The 14,178-nt window shown below is 66.6% G+C and carries 13 protein-coding genes; 4 read left to right on the forward strand and 9 right to left on the reverse strand.

Annotated features, from left to right (window positions below):
- Positions 1-43 precede the first annotated feature (43 nt).
- Positions 44-1,270, reverse strand: a complete 1,227-nt coding sequence (locus IFT58_RS04635) for an acetylornithine transaminase (RefSeq protein WP_192094039.1) — start codon at positions 1,268-1,270, stop codon at positions 44-46.
- Between the two features lie 64 nt (positions 1,271-1,334).
- On the opposite strand from IFT58_RS04635, the gene IFT58_RS04640 reads away from it, so the two are divergent.
- A complete protein-coding gene (locus IFT58_RS04640) occupies positions 1,335-2,207 on the forward strand; it encodes an ion transporter (RefSeq protein ID WP_188326268.1) in 873 nt (290 codons plus the stop codon).
- A gap of 41 nt (positions 2,208-2,248) precedes the next feature.
- Here IFT58_RS04640 and IFT58_RS04645 read toward each other — a convergent pair whose 3' ends face one another.
- The 3 genes from IFT58_RS04645 to IFT58_RS04655 all read right to left on the reverse strand — a co-directional run bounded on the left by IFT58_RS04645 (position 2,249) and on the right by IFT58_RS04655 (position 5,110).
- Positions 2,249-3,196 (reverse strand): YiiG family protein, encoded by a 948-nt coding sequence (locus IFT58_RS04645; RefSeq protein ID WP_192094040.1) that lies wholly within the window; start codon positions 3,194-3,196, stop codon positions 2,249-2,251.
- Positions 3,197-3,239: 43 nt separating this feature from the next.
- Positions 3,240-4,220 carry a YiiG family protein gene (locus tag IFT58_RS04650; protein WP_192081331.1) on the reverse strand — a complete coding sequence of 327 codons (981 nt, stop codon included), beginning with the start codon at positions 4,218-4,220 and terminating at the stop codon, positions 3,240-3,242.
- A 71-nt stretch (positions 4,221-4,291) separates the two neighbouring features.
- Complete coding sequence (locus tag IFT58_RS04655) at positions 4,292-5,110, reverse strand: NAD(P)-dependent oxidoreductase (protein ID WP_192094041.1); 819 nt, start codon at positions 5,108-5,110, stop codon at positions 4,292-4,294.
- A 112-nt stretch (positions 5,111-5,222) separates the two neighbouring features.
- Here IFT58_RS04655 and IFT58_RS04660 point away from each other — a divergent pair, with 112 nt between their 5' ends.
- A complete protein-coding gene (locus tag IFT58_RS04660) occupies positions 5,223-5,903 on the forward strand; it encodes a hypothetical protein (protein ID WP_197974547.1) in 681 nt (226 codons plus the stop codon).
- 47 nt (positions 5,904-5,950) lie between these two features.
- On the opposite strand, the gene IFT58_RS04665 is transcribed toward IFT58_RS04660, so the two are convergent.
- Positions 5,951-6,613 carry a serine/threonine-protein kinase gene (locus tag IFT58_RS04665; protein WP_188326264.1) on the reverse strand — a complete coding sequence of 221 codons (663 nt, stop codon included), beginning with the start codon at positions 6,611-6,613 and terminating at the stop codon, positions 5,951-5,953.
- Positions 6,614-6,698: 85 nt separating this feature from the next.
- Here IFT58_RS04665 and IFT58_RS04670 point away from each other — a divergent pair, with 85 nt between their 5' ends.
- Complete coding sequence (locus tag IFT58_RS04670) at positions 6,699-8,690, forward strand: bifunctional DedA family/phosphatase PAP2 family protein (RefSeq protein WP_192094042.1); 1,992 nt, start codon at positions 6,699-6,701, stop codon at positions 8,688-8,690.
- Between the two features lie 104 nt (positions 8,691-8,794).
- On the opposite strand, the gene IFT58_RS04675 is transcribed toward IFT58_RS04670, so the two are convergent.
- The 3 genes from IFT58_RS04675 to IFT58_RS04685 all read right to left on the reverse strand — a co-directional run bounded on the left by IFT58_RS04675 (position 8,795) and on the right by IFT58_RS04685 (position 12,027).
- Entirely contained in the window at positions 8,795-9,373 is a 579-nt protein-coding gene (locus IFT58_RS04675; protein ID WP_192094043.1) for an LON peptidase substrate-binding domain-containing protein, read from the reverse strand.
- A complete protein-coding gene (gene mpl, locus IFT58_RS04680; protein ID WP_192094044.1) occupies positions 9,370-10,743 on the reverse strand; it encodes a UDP-N-acetylmuramate:L-alanyl-gamma-D-glutamyl-meso-diaminopimelate ligase in 1,374 nt (457 codons plus the stop codon). Before mpl ends, IFT58_RS04675 begins: the two co-directional genes overlap by 4 nt.
- A 717-nt stretch (positions 10,744-11,460) precedes the next feature.
- Entirely contained in the window at positions 11,461-12,027 is a 567-nt protein-coding gene (locus IFT58_RS04685) for an adenylate kinase (RefSeq protein ID WP_188326260.1), read from the reverse strand.
- A gap of 135 nt (positions 12,028-12,162) precedes the next feature.
- Between IFT58_RS04685 and IFT58_RS04690 the strand changes: the two genes are divergently transcribed.
- Entirely contained in the window at positions 12,163-13,419 is a 1,257-nt protein-coding gene (locus IFT58_RS04690; RefSeq protein WP_192094045.1) for a 6-phosphofructokinase, read from the forward strand.
- A 48-nt stretch (positions 13,420-13,467) separates the two neighbouring features.
- On the opposite strand, the gene IFT58_RS04695 is transcribed toward IFT58_RS04690, so the two are convergent.
- Positions 13,468-13,971, reverse strand: coding sequence for a hypothetical protein (locus IFT58_RS04695; RefSeq protein ID WP_192094046.1), 504 nt, complete (start codon positions 13,969-13,971; stop codon positions 13,468-13,470).
- Between the last annotated feature and the right edge of the window lie 207 nt (positions 13,972-14,178).

Below are 14,178 nucleotides of genomic sequence, written 5' to 3' on the forward strand. Positions count from 1 at the left end.
GTCGGCTCTACCGGTCGGCTTTACCGGTCGGCTCTACCTCGCGTCAGCGGGCGGCGATGTAGCTCGCTACCGCCGCGTGCAGGCGCTTCAGGCCCTCGGCGATTTCTTCGTCGGTGATGTTCAGCGCGGGCACGAAGCGCAGCACGTCCGGGCCCGCCTGCAGGGTCAGCAGGCCGTGCTCGGCGGCGTGGTCCAGGATCACCCCGGCCTGGCCTGCATGCGCCTTGGACAACACGGCGCCCAGCATCAGCCCACGCCCGCGCACTTGGCCGAACACGCCGAACTCGGTATTGATCCGCTCGAACCCTTCGCGCAGTGCGTGCGACTGGCGGCTGACGTTGCTCGCGATTTCAGGCGACGCCAGCTTGCGCAGTGCCACGCGGGCCACCGCGGCCGCCAACGGATTGCCACCAAAGGTCGTGCCGTGCGCGCCGAACTGCATGGTGTCGGCCACCTTGGGACCGGCCAGCATCGCGCCGATCGGGAAGCCGCCACCCAGCGCCTTGGCCAGGGTCACCATGTCCGGCACCACGCCATCCTGCCAATGCGCGAACAGCGTACCGGTGCGGCCCATGCCGACCTGGATCTCATCCAGCACCAGCAGCGCGTCGTGCTGGTCGCACAGGTCGCGCACCCGCTTCAGGAACCCGGGTTTGGCCGGCATCACACCGCCCTCGCCCTGCACCGGCTCGAGCATCACCGCCGCCACGTCGCCGGCGGCCATCGCGGTCTCCAGCTGCACTTCATCGTTGAAGTCCACGTAGCGGAAGCCCTGCGGCAGCGGCTCGTACCCTTCCTGGTACTTCGGTTGGGCAGTCGCCGTCACGGCTGCCAGCGTGCGGCCGTGGAAACTGCCGCGGAACGTGACGATGACCCGTTTGTCGACCGGTCGGCCCTGCGAGGAGGCCCACTTGCGCACCATCTTGATGGCCACTTCGTTGGCTTCTGCACCCGAGTTGCACAGGAACACGCGCTCGGCGAAGCGGCTGGCCTTCACCAGTTCCTCGGCAAGATGCAGCGGCGGCGCGCTGTAGAACACGTTGCTGGTGTGCCACAGCTTGCCGGCCTGTTCGGTCAATGCCGCCACCAGGTCCGGATCGTTATGGCCCAGGCCACATACCGCGATGCCAGCGGCCAGGTCGATGTACTCGCGGCCCTGCGAATCCCATACGCGCGCGCCCTGGCCGCGCTCGAGCACGACCTGGCGCGGCTTGTAGACCGGCAGGTAATAGTGCGAAAGAGAAATCAGCGGATCGGTGGCAGCGGTCATGGCAGTCCGGAGAGCTTCGGAAAGTGCCCATTCTCGCCCCGCGACCCGTGCTGCACAATGGACCATGCGCCCCTTCTCCGCCCCCCAGCTCAATCCTGCCGCCGCGTCCGGCTGGCGTCGCTACTGGTTCGACATCATCTACCGGCACGACACGCCACCGTCGCGCAACTTCGACCTGTTGCTGGTGCTGGCCATCATCGGCAGCGTGATCGTGGTGATGATCGACAGCGTGCAGCACCTCCACCTGCGCTGGGCGACCGCGCTGTACGCGCTGGAATGGGCGTTCACGATCCTGTTCTCGATCGAGTACGTGCTGCGCCTGATCGTGGTGAAGCGCCCGCTGCGCTATGCGGTCAGCATCTGGGGGATCATCGATCTGCTGTCGATCCTGCCGGCCTACCTGTCCCTCTTCATCCCCGGCGCGCAGACCCTGCTGGTCGTGCGTGCGCTGCGCATCCTGCGGGTGTTCCGCATCCTCAAGCTCACGCGCTATGTCGAGGAAAGCGGCGTGCTGATGCTGGCGCTGTGGCGAAGCCGGCGCAAGGTGCTGTTGTTCCTGTTCACCGTCATCACCATCACCATCATCGCCGGTGCCTTGATGTATCTCATCGAAGGTCCCAACCACGGCTTCACCAGCATTCCCAGCAGCATGTACTGGGCCGTGGTGACGATGGCCACGGTCGGGTTCGGCGACATCGTGCCGCAGACGGTGCTCGGACGTTTCGTCACGTCGATCCTGATCCTGATCGGCTACAGCATCATCGCGGTGCCCACGGGCATCTATACCGCCGAGCTCGCCAGCACGCTGCGCGATGCCGGACACGAGCAGAAGCGCGATGCGCGCGGCTGCCCGCGCTGCGGCGTGGAGGGCCACGAACCCGACGCGCGCTACTGCCGGCAGTGCGCCGAGCCCCTGCCGGAGATCTTCAACCAATGACCGGGTGACGACATACCGTCGTCACCCGACACGCAGCGCGATCAACGCGCCATGCGGTTGCTCATGTCGACCAGATCGTTGTAGCTGGCCAGCACGGCCTGGGGGGTGCCACCCGGTGCCAGCGACGAGCCGCTCTCCAGCAGCATCTGCTCGCTGCGGTTCAACGGCTGCCCGGACTTCAGCCGCTCGATCCGACGGCCGCCTTCGCTGGCCAGTTTGTCGGCCGCGCGCTCCATGTGGCCCCACATTGCATCGCCCTGGCCCACCTTGGCCTTCTGCGCCTCTTCCAGGGTGGCCTGGTAGCGCGACAGCTGCGCGGTTGCCGCAGCGACGTCCGGTGTTTCGGCGTTGAGCAGCTTCACCAGCTGCTTGCCATCGCCGATGATCTTCAGGTGGTAGTACGAGGCGTTGCGGCCCTCTTCCTTCTCGATGGCTTCAATCTGCGCCAGGCGGCGCGTGTCTTCGTTCTGCTCCAGCGCTGCGTCCATCGCATCGCTGGCTTCGAAGAAGGCCGCGTACGCCTGCATCAAGGGCGCATGGCGCTGCTTCAGCCCTTCACCGCCGTCGCGCTTGTAGTCCTCACGGGTGTAATAGCGCCCCGCGTCCTCGATGCGCTCGTTGAGCGTGGCAAAGCGTTCCTGATAGGTCTTCGCCACCGGATCCAGGAGGGGGTTGGCCGGTGTCTGCGCCAGTGCGGCGGTCATCGGCGCGCCGCACATTTCGACACGGTGCGACAGCACGGTACCCGGCGCACGGATGGTGCTTTCCTTGCCGGTCGGCCCCGTTTCCGGATTGGCGATCCAGCTGACGTAGGTCTCGTAGCTTTCCTGGATGGGCTGTTGCACGCCATTGAAACAGGCGATGTAAGCGTTGATCTTCTCGGTGCCGTCGACCGCAGCGGCATCGGCGCCGTGCTTCTGGCAGCCGGCAAAGAGCGTGGCGAAGGCGATGGCCGCAGCAAGCGGCAGCAGGCGGGTCGAAGCAGTCATGGAATAGTCCCTACGGTATGAAAAATGAACGACAGGCGCCGATTTACTGGCGATTGCTCTGGAAGACAAGGTCGTTATAGGTGCGCAGCAACCGACCGGGAGATCCTTCCGGCGCCAGCGTGGGACTGTCCAGCCACCCCTTCTCCATCTGCGTGTAGGCGGTCTTTTCGCTCACGCGCTTGACCCGCGCCTTGCCTTCGCGACGGAATTTCTCTGCGGCCGTTTCGAAGCTGTTCCAGTCCAGCTTGCCCGGCTCGGCGTCAGCCACCTTGGCGTGCGCTTCGTCGGACAGTTGGTTGAAGCCTTCCAGCAGCGCCGTGGCGCGCGCGACATCGAAGGCGTCCTCCTGCAGCAGCCCCACGATCACCTTGGCGTCGAGCATCATCGCCAGACGGTAATACTCGCGGGTACGCCCCTCCGCCTGCTCGAGTATCTTCAACTGCGCACGCTGCGCCGCGTCGTTCTGTGCATCCAGCTCCGCACTGAAGGCTTCACTGGCCTCGACGAACGACGACAGCGCGCGCATCAGCGGGTCATGCAGCTGCTTGCCCTTGGCGAACTGGTCGTCTTCGTGGTCCTGCCGCTCGTAGTAATCGTGCACCTGGTGGCTGAGCGGCTGCAGGGTCATCAGTGCGTCGCGATAGCGTCCGGCGGCCGCGTCAAGCGCTGGCAACGCCGGTGTCGCGGCGATCGCACCCGACAGCGGGGCATCGCACAGCTTCATGTCGTGGTCGCTGATGTCATACGGCGCATAGACGGTGGCCTCCTTGCCGGACGGTCCCTTAGCCGGGTCATCCATCCAGCCCGTGTAATGCCCTGCGCCGGTGTGCACCCGCGCATCCACCTGGTTGAAACACGCGATGTAGGCATTGAGCTTGGCGGTCAGCGCCTGGTCTGCATCGGCTTGCGGCGCGGCGACATCGGCCGTGGACGCGGCAGGTGCGGTACCGGTATCACCGCTGCAGGCAGCCAGAAGTGTAGATACGGCAGCAGCCAGCACGGCAATGCGAAGGGTCGGGAGCATAGGAAACATCCTTGTTGAAAACGATTTCAGCCGCGCACCATAGCAAAAATCGTTGTCGACGCCCCGTGTAGTCAGTCGAGGAACAGATCCGGCAGCAACGGCTGCGCGGGATCCACCGCATAGCCGGAAAGATCAGTGATGCCGGCATCGGCCAGCACCTCGTCGTCCAGCAGGAAGTGACCATGGAACCCCGCGGCCTCACGTACCAGCACCGCATGTGCGGCATCGGCGACGATCTGCGGCGTGCGGCAGCCGGCCACGTCCACGCCGGGAATCATGTTGATCGCATCGGTGGCGATCACGCTGCGCGGCCACAACGCATTGACCGCCACGCCCCGCGGACCGAACTCCGCAGCCAGCCCCAACGTGACGAAGCTCATGCCCATTTTGGCGAGGGTGTAGCCGGTGTGCGGCGACCACCACTTCGGGTCCAGGTTCGGCGGCGGCGCCAGGCTGAGGATATGCGGTTTGGGTGCTTCCAGCAGATGGGGCAGGCAGGCCTGCGCGCACAGGAAGCTGCCACGCGCATTGACCTGCTGCATCAGGTCGAAACGCTTCATCGGCGTCTCCAGGGTGCCGCGCAGCCAGATCGCGCTGGCATTGTTGACCAGGATGTCGATGCCGCCGAAGGTATCCACGGTGGCCGCCACGGCCGCGCGCACCTGGTCCTCCTCGCGGATATCGCACTTCAGGGCAAGCGCCTGGCCGCCAGCGGCGGTGACTGCCTGGGCGGCACTGTGGATGGTGCCGGGCAGCTTCGGGTTGGCCACCGATGACTTCGCCGCGATCGCCACGTTGGCACCGTCACGCGCGGCACGTAGCGCAATGGCCAGACCGATGCCGCGCGACGCACCGGTGATGAAAAGGGTCTTGCCCTGCAGCGTGGCCATCGTCTTTTACCCGCGAACCGGCCGTAGCCTGATGGGGCATTATGCCCCGCCTCGACGCGCGCTTAACCGCGGTCGCCGATACTCCCGCTGTCCCGTGCAAAGGCAGCGTGCCATGCAGATTCGGTATCAACGGCTTCTCCTGCCTGCCTGCGTACTGCTGCTGGCGGCGTGTCAGGACCGCACGCCCCCGTCGCCGCCGTCCGCGCCTCCCCCCGCTGCGGACGCCACGGCAGGCGGCGCCCAGCCGGCCGCAGCGACTCCATGGAGCAGTCACAGCGTGTGGAACGGCGATCTCAATGCCTGCCGGCAGGGCGACGCAGCCGCGACCCGCGACTGCCTGGTGCAGGCCATGCGCACCGCCGGTGCCGGTGCGGCGGCGATCAGCGCCGCCGAGCAGGTCTCCAGTGGTGGCGAGCTCGGCCATGTGTCGGCCTGGCACCCGCACGAGGGCATCGGCGTGGCAACGGTCGAGTATCCATTCCGCGCCAACACCAACCAGAGCACGCGCCTGGTCGATGCAGCCGGCAAGCGGATCGATGTCGATGCCGATCCCACAACGGGCGAGCTCGCGGCGGCCCCCGCATTGCGCTCGCTGCTGGCGTCGCATCCGGGTGCAACCCTGTTCGCTCCGGCACAATCCGTGGGCAGCGCACCGCTCGACGGCGGCGGCGTTCGCCTGATCTACCAGACGCCGCTACGCGACTGTCATGCGTGTGCGGATGTGGCGATGCTCAAGGTGGGGTATGACTTCGACGCGCAGCGGCGCTTCGTGGGCAAGGCGCTGGTGGAATGAGCGGTTGGGCATGACCGCCAACGGACCTGATCTGCGCGGGTGCGCGCTCAGGGCTTTGGCCCCTGCCCTTCGTTGTCTTCCCAGTGCAGGATGCGCCGTGTAACGAAGCGATAGACCGGCTTGCCCGTGGCGAACCAGACCTCGCGTACCCACGACGTCCGCTTGAGCAGGCGTTTTTCCACCGGCGTCAGCGCCTCACGGCAGTACATGCGTTTGTGTTTCAGCAGATGGCGCAGGTCTTCCCGCGCCAGCAGACGCATCCAGCGGGAGCGAGGCGCGCCGATCACCGCCAGCTGGAAGTCGATCAGCGCCGGACGGCCGTCTTCCGTCACCAGCCAGTTCGCTTCCTTGGCCAGGTCGTTGTGCGCGACGCCACGGCGGTGCAGCGTCTGCAGCAGCCGGCGCGCGGCGCGGAACCAGGCCAGATCGCCGCGTGGTGGCCGCTGGTACATCGCATCGCCGGCCATGAAGCTGCGATCCAGCCACCGCCCATCCCACGCCAGCAGCCGTGGCACGTCGTGCATGCCCTCGATGTGCTGCAGCGCGCGTGCTTCGCGTCGCGCCAGCCACCAGGCGGGCACCCGCAGCCACCAGGGGGTGGCGCCCAGGTCACGCCGCACGAAGCGACGCCCGCCCTCCTCCACCAGCAGGATGCGGCCGAAGCTGTCGGACTTGAGCGCATGCTGCGCAGAGTGGGGGTGATCGGCCATGGCCCATTCTATTTGATAGATCGGCTCATCGCCGGGGGACTACGGGCAGGCACCCAGTCACCCATGGCCCTCTATAATCGGGCGGATGGACTCTTCATGGATCGACGCCACGCTTGCGTGGATTGCCGCCCATCCGGTACTTGCCGGCGCGGCCATCTTCCTCATCGCCTTCTGCGATGCGGTCATCATTCTGGGTGCGATCGTGCCCGCCCTGCCGCTGTTGTTCGCTGTGGGTGTGTTCATCGGCCTGGGCCAGATCTCCGGACCGTACGCCGTGGCCTGCGCGGCAGTGGGTGCACTGGCCGGCGACGGCATCAGTTACTGGATCGGACGCCGCTGGGGTGACCGCCTGCGCGGCGTGTTCCCCTTCAGCCGCTATCCGCAGCTGCTTGATCGCGGCGAGACCATGTTCCGCCGCAATGCCTTCAAGAGCATCCTCGTCGCCCGCTACGTCGGTGCCATCCGTCCCTTCGTGCCGGCCATCGCCGGCATGATGAAGATGCCGGTGAACCGCTACCTGCAGGCCAGCGGCATCGCCAGCATCTCCTGGGCAGTGCTGTTCCTGCTGCCGGGCTGGGTCCTGGGCGGCGCCTACGATGCGGTCGCGGCGGTTGCCGGTCGACTGGTCGTGGTGGTGGGTCTGCTGGCCGTGATCCTGGGGCTGGTGTGGGCCATCGTGCTGTACGGCTACCGCTGGTCGGCCGCGCGCATGGACAGCTGGTTGGCGCGCCTGCTGGCCTGGTCGCAGCGCCATCCCACGCTCGGTCGATACTCCGTGTCCGTGTTCGATCCACAACGCCGGGAATCCGTGCCGCTCGCCATGCTGGCGCTGATGCTGCTGATGCTGGGCTGGGGCTGGTTCGTGCTGCTGACGGTGGTGGTCGCCCATGGTGAGCCGCTGCGTATCGATCTGGCCGTGCACCAGGCCATGCTGGCGCTGCGCAATCCCTTGGCCGACTACCCGATGGCCGCCTTGGCCTCGTTGGGCGCATGGCAGGTGCTGCTGCCCGCCACTGCCGCCGGCATGGGCTACCTGCTCTGGCGGCGGCGCTGGATGGCCGCCGCGCACTGGCTGGCCGCTCTGGCCTTCGGCCTGGCGCTGACCCTGCTGCTGGGCGCCACCGTGGATGTCGTACGCCCGCCGGACGCCAGCAGCGGCTTCGGCTTCCCGTCGGTGTCGGTCACCATGGCCACCATCACCTTCGGTTTCTTCGCGGTGTTGATTGCCCGTGAGCTGCCCGGCCGCACGCGGGTATGGCCGTACCTGGTGTCCGGTTTCGTGGTCAGCCTGATCGGCTTCGCGCGCATCTACCTGGGCGCCCACTGGCTGAGCGATGTCATCGGCGGAATGCTGTTCGGCATGTTCTGGCTGCTGGTGCTCGGCATCGCCTACCGTCGCCGCTTCAACCGCTCGTTCTGGGTCAAACCGGCCGCATGGCTGTTCTATGGTGTCTTCACCATCGCCGCCTGCTGGTACGCGCCACGCAACATCCCGGTCAAGCTGCAGCGGTTCGAACCGCATCAGGCCGCACCGGTCGCCTTGCCGTACACGCAGTGGTGGGAGCAGGACTGGAAGGCGCTGCCGTCGCGCCGCAACGAGTTCGATGATGACCAGCGCTGGCCGCTGGACGTGCAGGTAGCCGGCCCGCTGGCGCCGCTGCAGGCCCGCCTGGAAGCGCAGGGCTGGAAGGTGCAGGCCCAGGCTGGCTGGGAAGAAGCGCTGCTGATGCTGGACCAGGACACCGGTCCGGACCAGCTGCCGGTACTGCCGGCCACGCTCGACACGCAGGTGGAGAGCCTGCTGATGGTGCGCGACGGCGAGCGTGCCGACGAACGCCACGTACTGCGCCTGTGGCCTGCCGCGAAGGTGTTGCAGCCTGGCAATGTGCCGTTGTGGCTGGGCAGCGCGCAGACCCTGCGTTTCACCCGTCACTTCGAATGGATCGGCATGTGGCATCCGCTGCGGGGCGTGGACCCCGCGCTGGCGGCGGTAAAGACCTCAATCGACGGCATGCCGATGCAGGAAGACGTGCATCCGGAGAGCGGCCTGCCCGTGCTGCGCCTGCGCAGCGAATGAGCTGACAGCGTCCGCAGGGCAGACGCCGGGCATGGCGCGGCGTTACCGGGTCTTCGCTGATTGCATTAGCTGGGGGCCGTGCCCGGCGCGGTTCGTCGGATGGATCAAGGCAACCAGCCGAGCATCCGGTCCAGCCGCTCGTGCACGTCGTCCAGCTGCAGCAGCTGCAATCGCTGGGGTTCTTCCAGCGGCAACAGCTGCGCCAGCCGCCAGCCGACCCACGCAGCCTGGTCCAGCTGCGCCGGCGAGGTCGGCGCGTAGTCGCTGCCGGCCTGTTCGATGATGTGCTGCAGCAGCGTGGACAACAGCGCGTGCTGCGGCCTCAGTTCGTCGTCGTCATCTGCAGGGCACCAGCGGACCTCACCGACCACCAGACCGTTGTCACGCACGCGTGTCTGCTCCACATGGAAACGCCGGGCGCCGCGCAGTCGCAGCTGCAGTACGCCGTCGCGGCCCATGTCGAAATCCTCGACGCGCGCTTCCACGCCGAACGCGGCAGGCAGCGCCGCTGCACCCACTTCCTCGCCCTGCAGGATGAGGCACGAACCAAAACTGCTGCCTTCGCGGCTGCAGTCACGCAGCATGTCGAGGTAGCGTCGCTCGAACACCCGCAGGCCGATGCTCGCGCCCGGCAGTAACACCGCGTGCAGCGGGAACAGCGGTAGTGCAACACGCCCGCTCATCGTGCCTGCAACTGCGCAAGGAAACGACGCGGCGCGGCATCAAAGCCGCCGTTGGACATGAACACCACATGGTCGCCGGGCCGGGACGACGCCTGCAGACGTGCGAGCAGGGCATCGGTGTCAACCACGGCATGCGCCGTGCCGCGCACCGCTTTCACCACGCTTGCCGCATCCCAGGCCAGCTCCGGCCGGTGCAGGAATACCACTTCATCTGCCAGCGCCAGCGACGGTGCCAACGCATCCGCGTGCGCGCCCAGCCGCATCGAATTGCTGCGCGGCTCCATCGCCACGACGATCCGTGCATCGCCTACCTTCGCGCGCAGACCCTCAAGCGTGGTCGCGATCGCCGTCGGGTGATGGGCGAAGTCGTCGTACACGGTGATGCCGCTGGCCTGTCCGATGACCTCCAACCGGCGCTTCACACTGCGGAAGCCCGACAGCGCCGGCAGCACCGTCGCCAGCTCTACGCCGACGGCATGGGCGGCGGCCAGGGCAGCCAATCCATTCAGCACGTTGTGCCGCCCCAGCAGCGGCCAGTGCACCTCGCCGACGCGCTCGCCATGATGATGCACGGTGAACGCACTGCCATCGGCGCGGATCAGCTCGGCGTGCCACTCCAGTGCCGGATCGAATCCAAAGCGCTCCACCGGGGTCCAGCAGCCCATCGCGAGGACTTCTGCCAGGTAGGCGTCTTCACCGTTGACGATCAGGCGACCACGCGCCGGCACCGTGCGCACCAGATGGTGGAACTGCCGCTGGATCGCGGCCACGTCCGGGAAGATGTCGGCATGGTCGTACTCGAGGTTGTTGAGCACGGCGACCAGCGGGCGGTAGTGCACGAACTTGCTGCGTTTGTCGAAGAACGCCGTGTCGTACTCGTCAGCTTCGACAACGAACTCGCGGCCTTGACCAAGGCGGGCCGATACCCCGAAGTCTTCAGCCACCCCGCCGATCAGGAAACCCGGCGAACGGCCCGCCGATTCCAGCAGCCAGGTCAGGATGGTGGTGGTGGTGGTCTTGCCGTGCGTACCGGCGACCGCCAGCGTATCGCGGCCCGGCAGCACCTGTTCGCTGAGCCACTGCGCGCCGGAGATATAGCGCTGTCCCGCATCGAGTACCGCCTCGACAGCCGGGTTGCCGCGCGAAAGCGCATTGCCCACCACCACCTCATCGGTACGCGGCGGCACGCTGTCGGCGCGATAACCCTGGTCCAGCTGGATGCCCAGCGTTTCCAGCTGCGTGGACATGGGCGGATAGATCGCCTGGTCGCTACCACTCACTGCGTGGCCGAGTTCCCGCGCCAGCGCCGCCACGCCGCCCATGAAGGTACCGGCAATTCCGAGGATATGTAGGTTGCTCATGCATGACATTGTCACCGATCATCTGGCGCTGCGTGCAGGGGGTCAGGCGGTCATGGGTAAGAAAAATCTGACCTTTCGGTGAGGAAAAGCCAAGCACATGTCAGGGAATTCCCGATAGCGGCAAAGTATGAACACGGACACAATTCATCTCGCCAGCCGCAGTTCCCAACCGGTCCTACTCCCCAAGTGACCATCCCCATGGGAGCTCACGCTGCGGGGCCCTGAGCAAGCCCACCTGCTGGCACCTCAAACGACACAGGCCTGGTCCGAACGGACCAGGCCTGTGTTTTTTGGATCGGGCGCGGTATGAACGACGGAAAGGCTGACGGGCGATCTGCTGACGGGCGATCTGCTGACCGTCGATCCGCTGGCGGTCGCTCGGCGGACGGTCGATCTGCCATCGGTCGATCTGCTGGTGGTCGCTCCGTGGACGATCGATCTGCCATCGATCGATCTGCTGGTGGTCGATCCGTGGACGGTCGATCTGCCATCGGTCGATCTGCTGGTGGTCGATCCGTGGACGGTCGATCTGCCATCGATCGATCTGCTGGTAGAGCCGACTTCAGTCGGCTGCTCCACCGCACGGCAGCCGACTGAAGTCGGCTCTACCATGAGCTCCAGCATCAGGCAGCCGACTGAAGTCGGCTCTACCATGAGCTCCAGCATCAGGCAGCCGACTGAAGTCGGCTCTACCGGCCACTCTGCCGTTGGCCCTGCCCTCGTGCGTCAGGCCTTTGGCAGCGCAGCGTGGATGCGTGCTTCCACTTCATCCAGTTCGCCGATGCCGTTCAGCCGCGACAGCGTGCCGCGTGCCGCATAGAAATCCACCACCGGCGCGGTCTGCTCGGTGTAGACCTGCAGGCGCTGGCGTACCGAATCCGGATTGTCATCGGCGCGGCCCTGCTCCTTCGCACGTCCGGCGAGGCGCTCGATCAGCTGATCAGCGTCCACGTCCAGTTGCACCACCGCGTCCAGCGGCTGCTTGATGTCGGCCAGCACCCCGTCAAGGGCCTGCGCCTGCGCCACGTTGCGCGGATAGCCATCCAGGATGAAGCCCTTGGCCACGTCGTCCTGCGCCAGTCGCGAACGCAGCATGCCCAGCAGGATGTCGTCGGACACCAGGTTGCCTGCATCCATCACTGCCTTGGCCTGCTTGCCCAGATCGGTGCCGGCAGCGACTTCAGCGCGCAGCAGATCGCCGGTGGAGATGTGGGCGATGCCGAGCTTTTCCTTCAGGCGGGTGGCCTGCGTACCCTTGCCCGAACCGGGCGGCCCCAACAATACCAATCGCATCGAGCTGACTCCAACGTGTTGAAATTCATGAAAGTGCGAGGACCGGACGGGCCGGTATCGCTGCACTGCAATACCCGCACTTTACCGCATCCGGGTAATGTCCCTGCAATGTCCCTCCCCCGATATGGAGTTTCCATGCGCCAAGGCACCCTGCTGTACGCCCAGTCCGGCGGCGTTACTGCCGTCATCAATGCCACCGCATCGGCGGTCATCCAGGAAGCCCGCGCCCGCGGCATCAAGGTGCTCGCTGCCCGCAACGGCATCCTCGGCGCGCTGCGGGAGGACCTGATCGATACGTCGCGCGAGTCGATCGCCGCCATCCGCGCCCTCGCCCACACCCCCGGCGGCGCCTTCGGTTCGTGCCGCTACAAGTTGAAGTCACTGCAGGATGATGGCGCCCGCTACGACCGCCTGCTGCAGGTCCTGCAGGCCCACGACGTGCGCTGGTTCCTCTACAACGGGGGCAACGACTCGGCCGATACCGCGCTGAAAGTGTCGGAGCTTGCCCGCTCGCGCGGCATCGAACTGACCTGCGTGGGCGTGCCGAAGACGATCGACAACGACCTGGCGGTCACCGATACCTGCCCGGGCTTCGGCTCGGCCGCCAAGTACACCGCGGTGTCGGTGCGCGAGGCCGCACTGGATGTGGCGGCGATGGCCGAGACATCCACGCGTGTCTTCATCTACGAAGCGATGGGCCGCCACGCGGGCTGGCTTGCCGCCTCCGCCGGGCTGGCGGGCACGGGTGAAGACGACGCGCCGCACCTGATCCTGCTGCCCGAGCGCGCGTATGACGAGAAGGCGTTCCTGGCCAAGGTCGATGCCGTGGTCAAACGCGTGGGCTACTGCGTCGTGGTCGCATCCGAAGGCATCGCCACGGCAGACGGCACCTTCGTCGCCGATGCCGGCGGCGGCAAGGATTCGTTCGGCCACACGCAGCTGGGCGGGGTGGCGGCGCATCTGGCCGCACGCGTCAAGGCCGGACTCGGTTACAAAGTGCACTGGACCCTGCCTGACTACCTGCAGCGCTCGGCCCGTCATCTCGCTTCGAAGACCGACTGGGACCAGGCCCAGGCCGTAGGCAAGGCGGCCGTGCGCTTGGCGCTTTCAGGCCAGAACGGGGTGATGCCGGTGATCGTGCGCACCAGCGACAAGCCGTACCGCTGGAAAATCGAAGCCGCGCCGCTGGCGAAGATCGCCAATCATGAAAAGAAAATGCCGGCCGGCTTCATCCGTCGTGATGGCTTCGGCATCACCGAAAAAGCACGCGCGTACCTGCAACCGCTGATCAAGGGCGAAGCGCCACTTCCCTACGGCCCGGATGGACTGCCGAAGTACGTCACCCTGAAGAACCTCGCGGTGAAGAAGAAACTGGACGCGTTCGCCGGGTAAGCATGCGGGGGCGTCGCCGCCGAGCATGGCGCGGCGCTTACCCGTGCATCAGTTGCAGGCCTTGCCTTCCATGCTCAGCTGCGCGGCGAACATCGTCACCGGCGGCACCTTGCCGCTTGCGGCCAGCTTCTTCGCGTCTTCCAGATAGATGCGCGACTGGCCCTGGCCGTCGCGCTCTGCAGTCGGCGTCACCGGCAGGCGCCACACGCGGACCACCGCCTGCCGCGAAGGACAGGCCGCCGCCGGCACCCGGATCACGTCATTCAGCTTCCAGCCCTTGTCGCTGGTGGGCTGCGCCTTGGCGTAGTCGACGAACCGGGCACGTGGCTGGCACTGCTCACTGGTACGCACCGGGGCGAATCGATAGGGCTGCGCCGCGTCACCGGTGAAGGTGCCTTCCAGCCGTGCACAGGCTTCGGGGATCTGCCGCAGTGTATGCACCGCGCCCACCGCCTGCGCCGCGCCGACCGCACGCTGCAGCTCGGGCGTTTCAGCGGCCAGCACCGGCAGGGACGGCAACAACAGGGACATCATCAACAAAGTCAGGCGCATTGGCGTTCTCCACGGCAGGAATGGCCGAACAGTCGCAGCCTCCGGCTTAACGGCGCGCAAAGACGCTGGCGCCCCCGCACGGCGGCCCGCATACTGCGGCCACCAGGGAATGCTGAACACCGCCATACGTCGGACGACCGCCAAGGTCGGCACGGGTCGGTTCCAACGTTGCAGCCCGTCGTCCCCCTCGTGGTGAAGTTCACCACC

The sequence above is a fragment of the Stenotrophomonas sp. CFBP 13718 genome, from assembly GCF_014842145.1.
In the GTDB taxonomy this organism is placed as follows: domain Bacteria; phylum Pseudomonadota; class Gammaproteobacteria; order Xanthomonadales; family Xanthomonadaceae; genus Stenotrophomonas.

Coding starts and splice junctions, on each gene's coding strand:
- IFT58_RS04635 (WP_192094039.1), bottom strand. CDS start 1,270: ATGACCGCTGCCACCGATCCGCTGATTTCTCTTTCGCACTATTACCTG.
- IFT58_RS04640 (WP_188326268.1), top strand. CDS start 1,335: ATGCGCCCCTTCTCCGCCCCCCAGCTCAATCCTGCCGCCGCGTCCGGC.
- IFT58_RS04645 (WP_192094040.1), bottom strand. CDS start 3,196: ATGACTGCTTCGACCCGCCTGCTGCCGCTTGCTGCGGCCATCGCCTTC.
- IFT58_RS04650 (WP_192081331.1), bottom strand. CDS start 4,220: ATGCTCCCGACCCTTCGCATTGCCGTGCTGGCTGCTGCCGTATCTACA.
- IFT58_RS04655 (WP_192094041.1), bottom strand. CDS start 5,110: ATGGCCACGCTGCAGGGCAAGACCCTTTTCATCACCGGTGCGTCGCGC.
- IFT58_RS04660 (WP_197974547.1), top strand. CDS start 5,223: ATGCAGATTCGGTATCAACGGCTTCTCCTGCCTGCCTGCGTACTGCTG.
- IFT58_RS04665 (WP_188326264.1), bottom strand. CDS start 6,613: ATGGCCGATCACCCCCACTCTGCGCAGCATGCGCTCAAGTCCGACAGC.
- IFT58_RS04670 (WP_192094042.1), top strand. CDS start 6,699: ATGGACTCTTCATGGATCGACGCCACGCTTGCGTGGATTGCCGCCCAT.
- IFT58_RS04675 (WP_192094043.1), bottom strand. CDS start 9,373: ATGAGCGGGCGTGTTGCACTACCGCTGTTCCCGCTGCACGCGGTGTTA.
- mpl (WP_192094044.1), bottom strand. CDS start 10,743: ATGTCATGCATGAGCAACCTACATATCCTCGGAATTGCCGGTACCTTC.
- IFT58_RS04685 (WP_188326260.1), bottom strand. CDS start 12,027: ATGCGATTGGTATTGTTGGGGCCGCCCGGTTCGGGCAAGGGTACGCAG.
- IFT58_RS04690 (WP_192094045.1), top strand. CDS start 12,163: ATGCGCCAAGGCACCCTGCTGTACGCCCAGTCCGGCGGCGTTACTGCC.
- IFT58_RS04695 (WP_192094046.1), bottom strand. CDS start 13,971: ATGCGCCTGACTTTGTTGATGATGTCCCTGTTGTTGCCGTCCCTGCCG.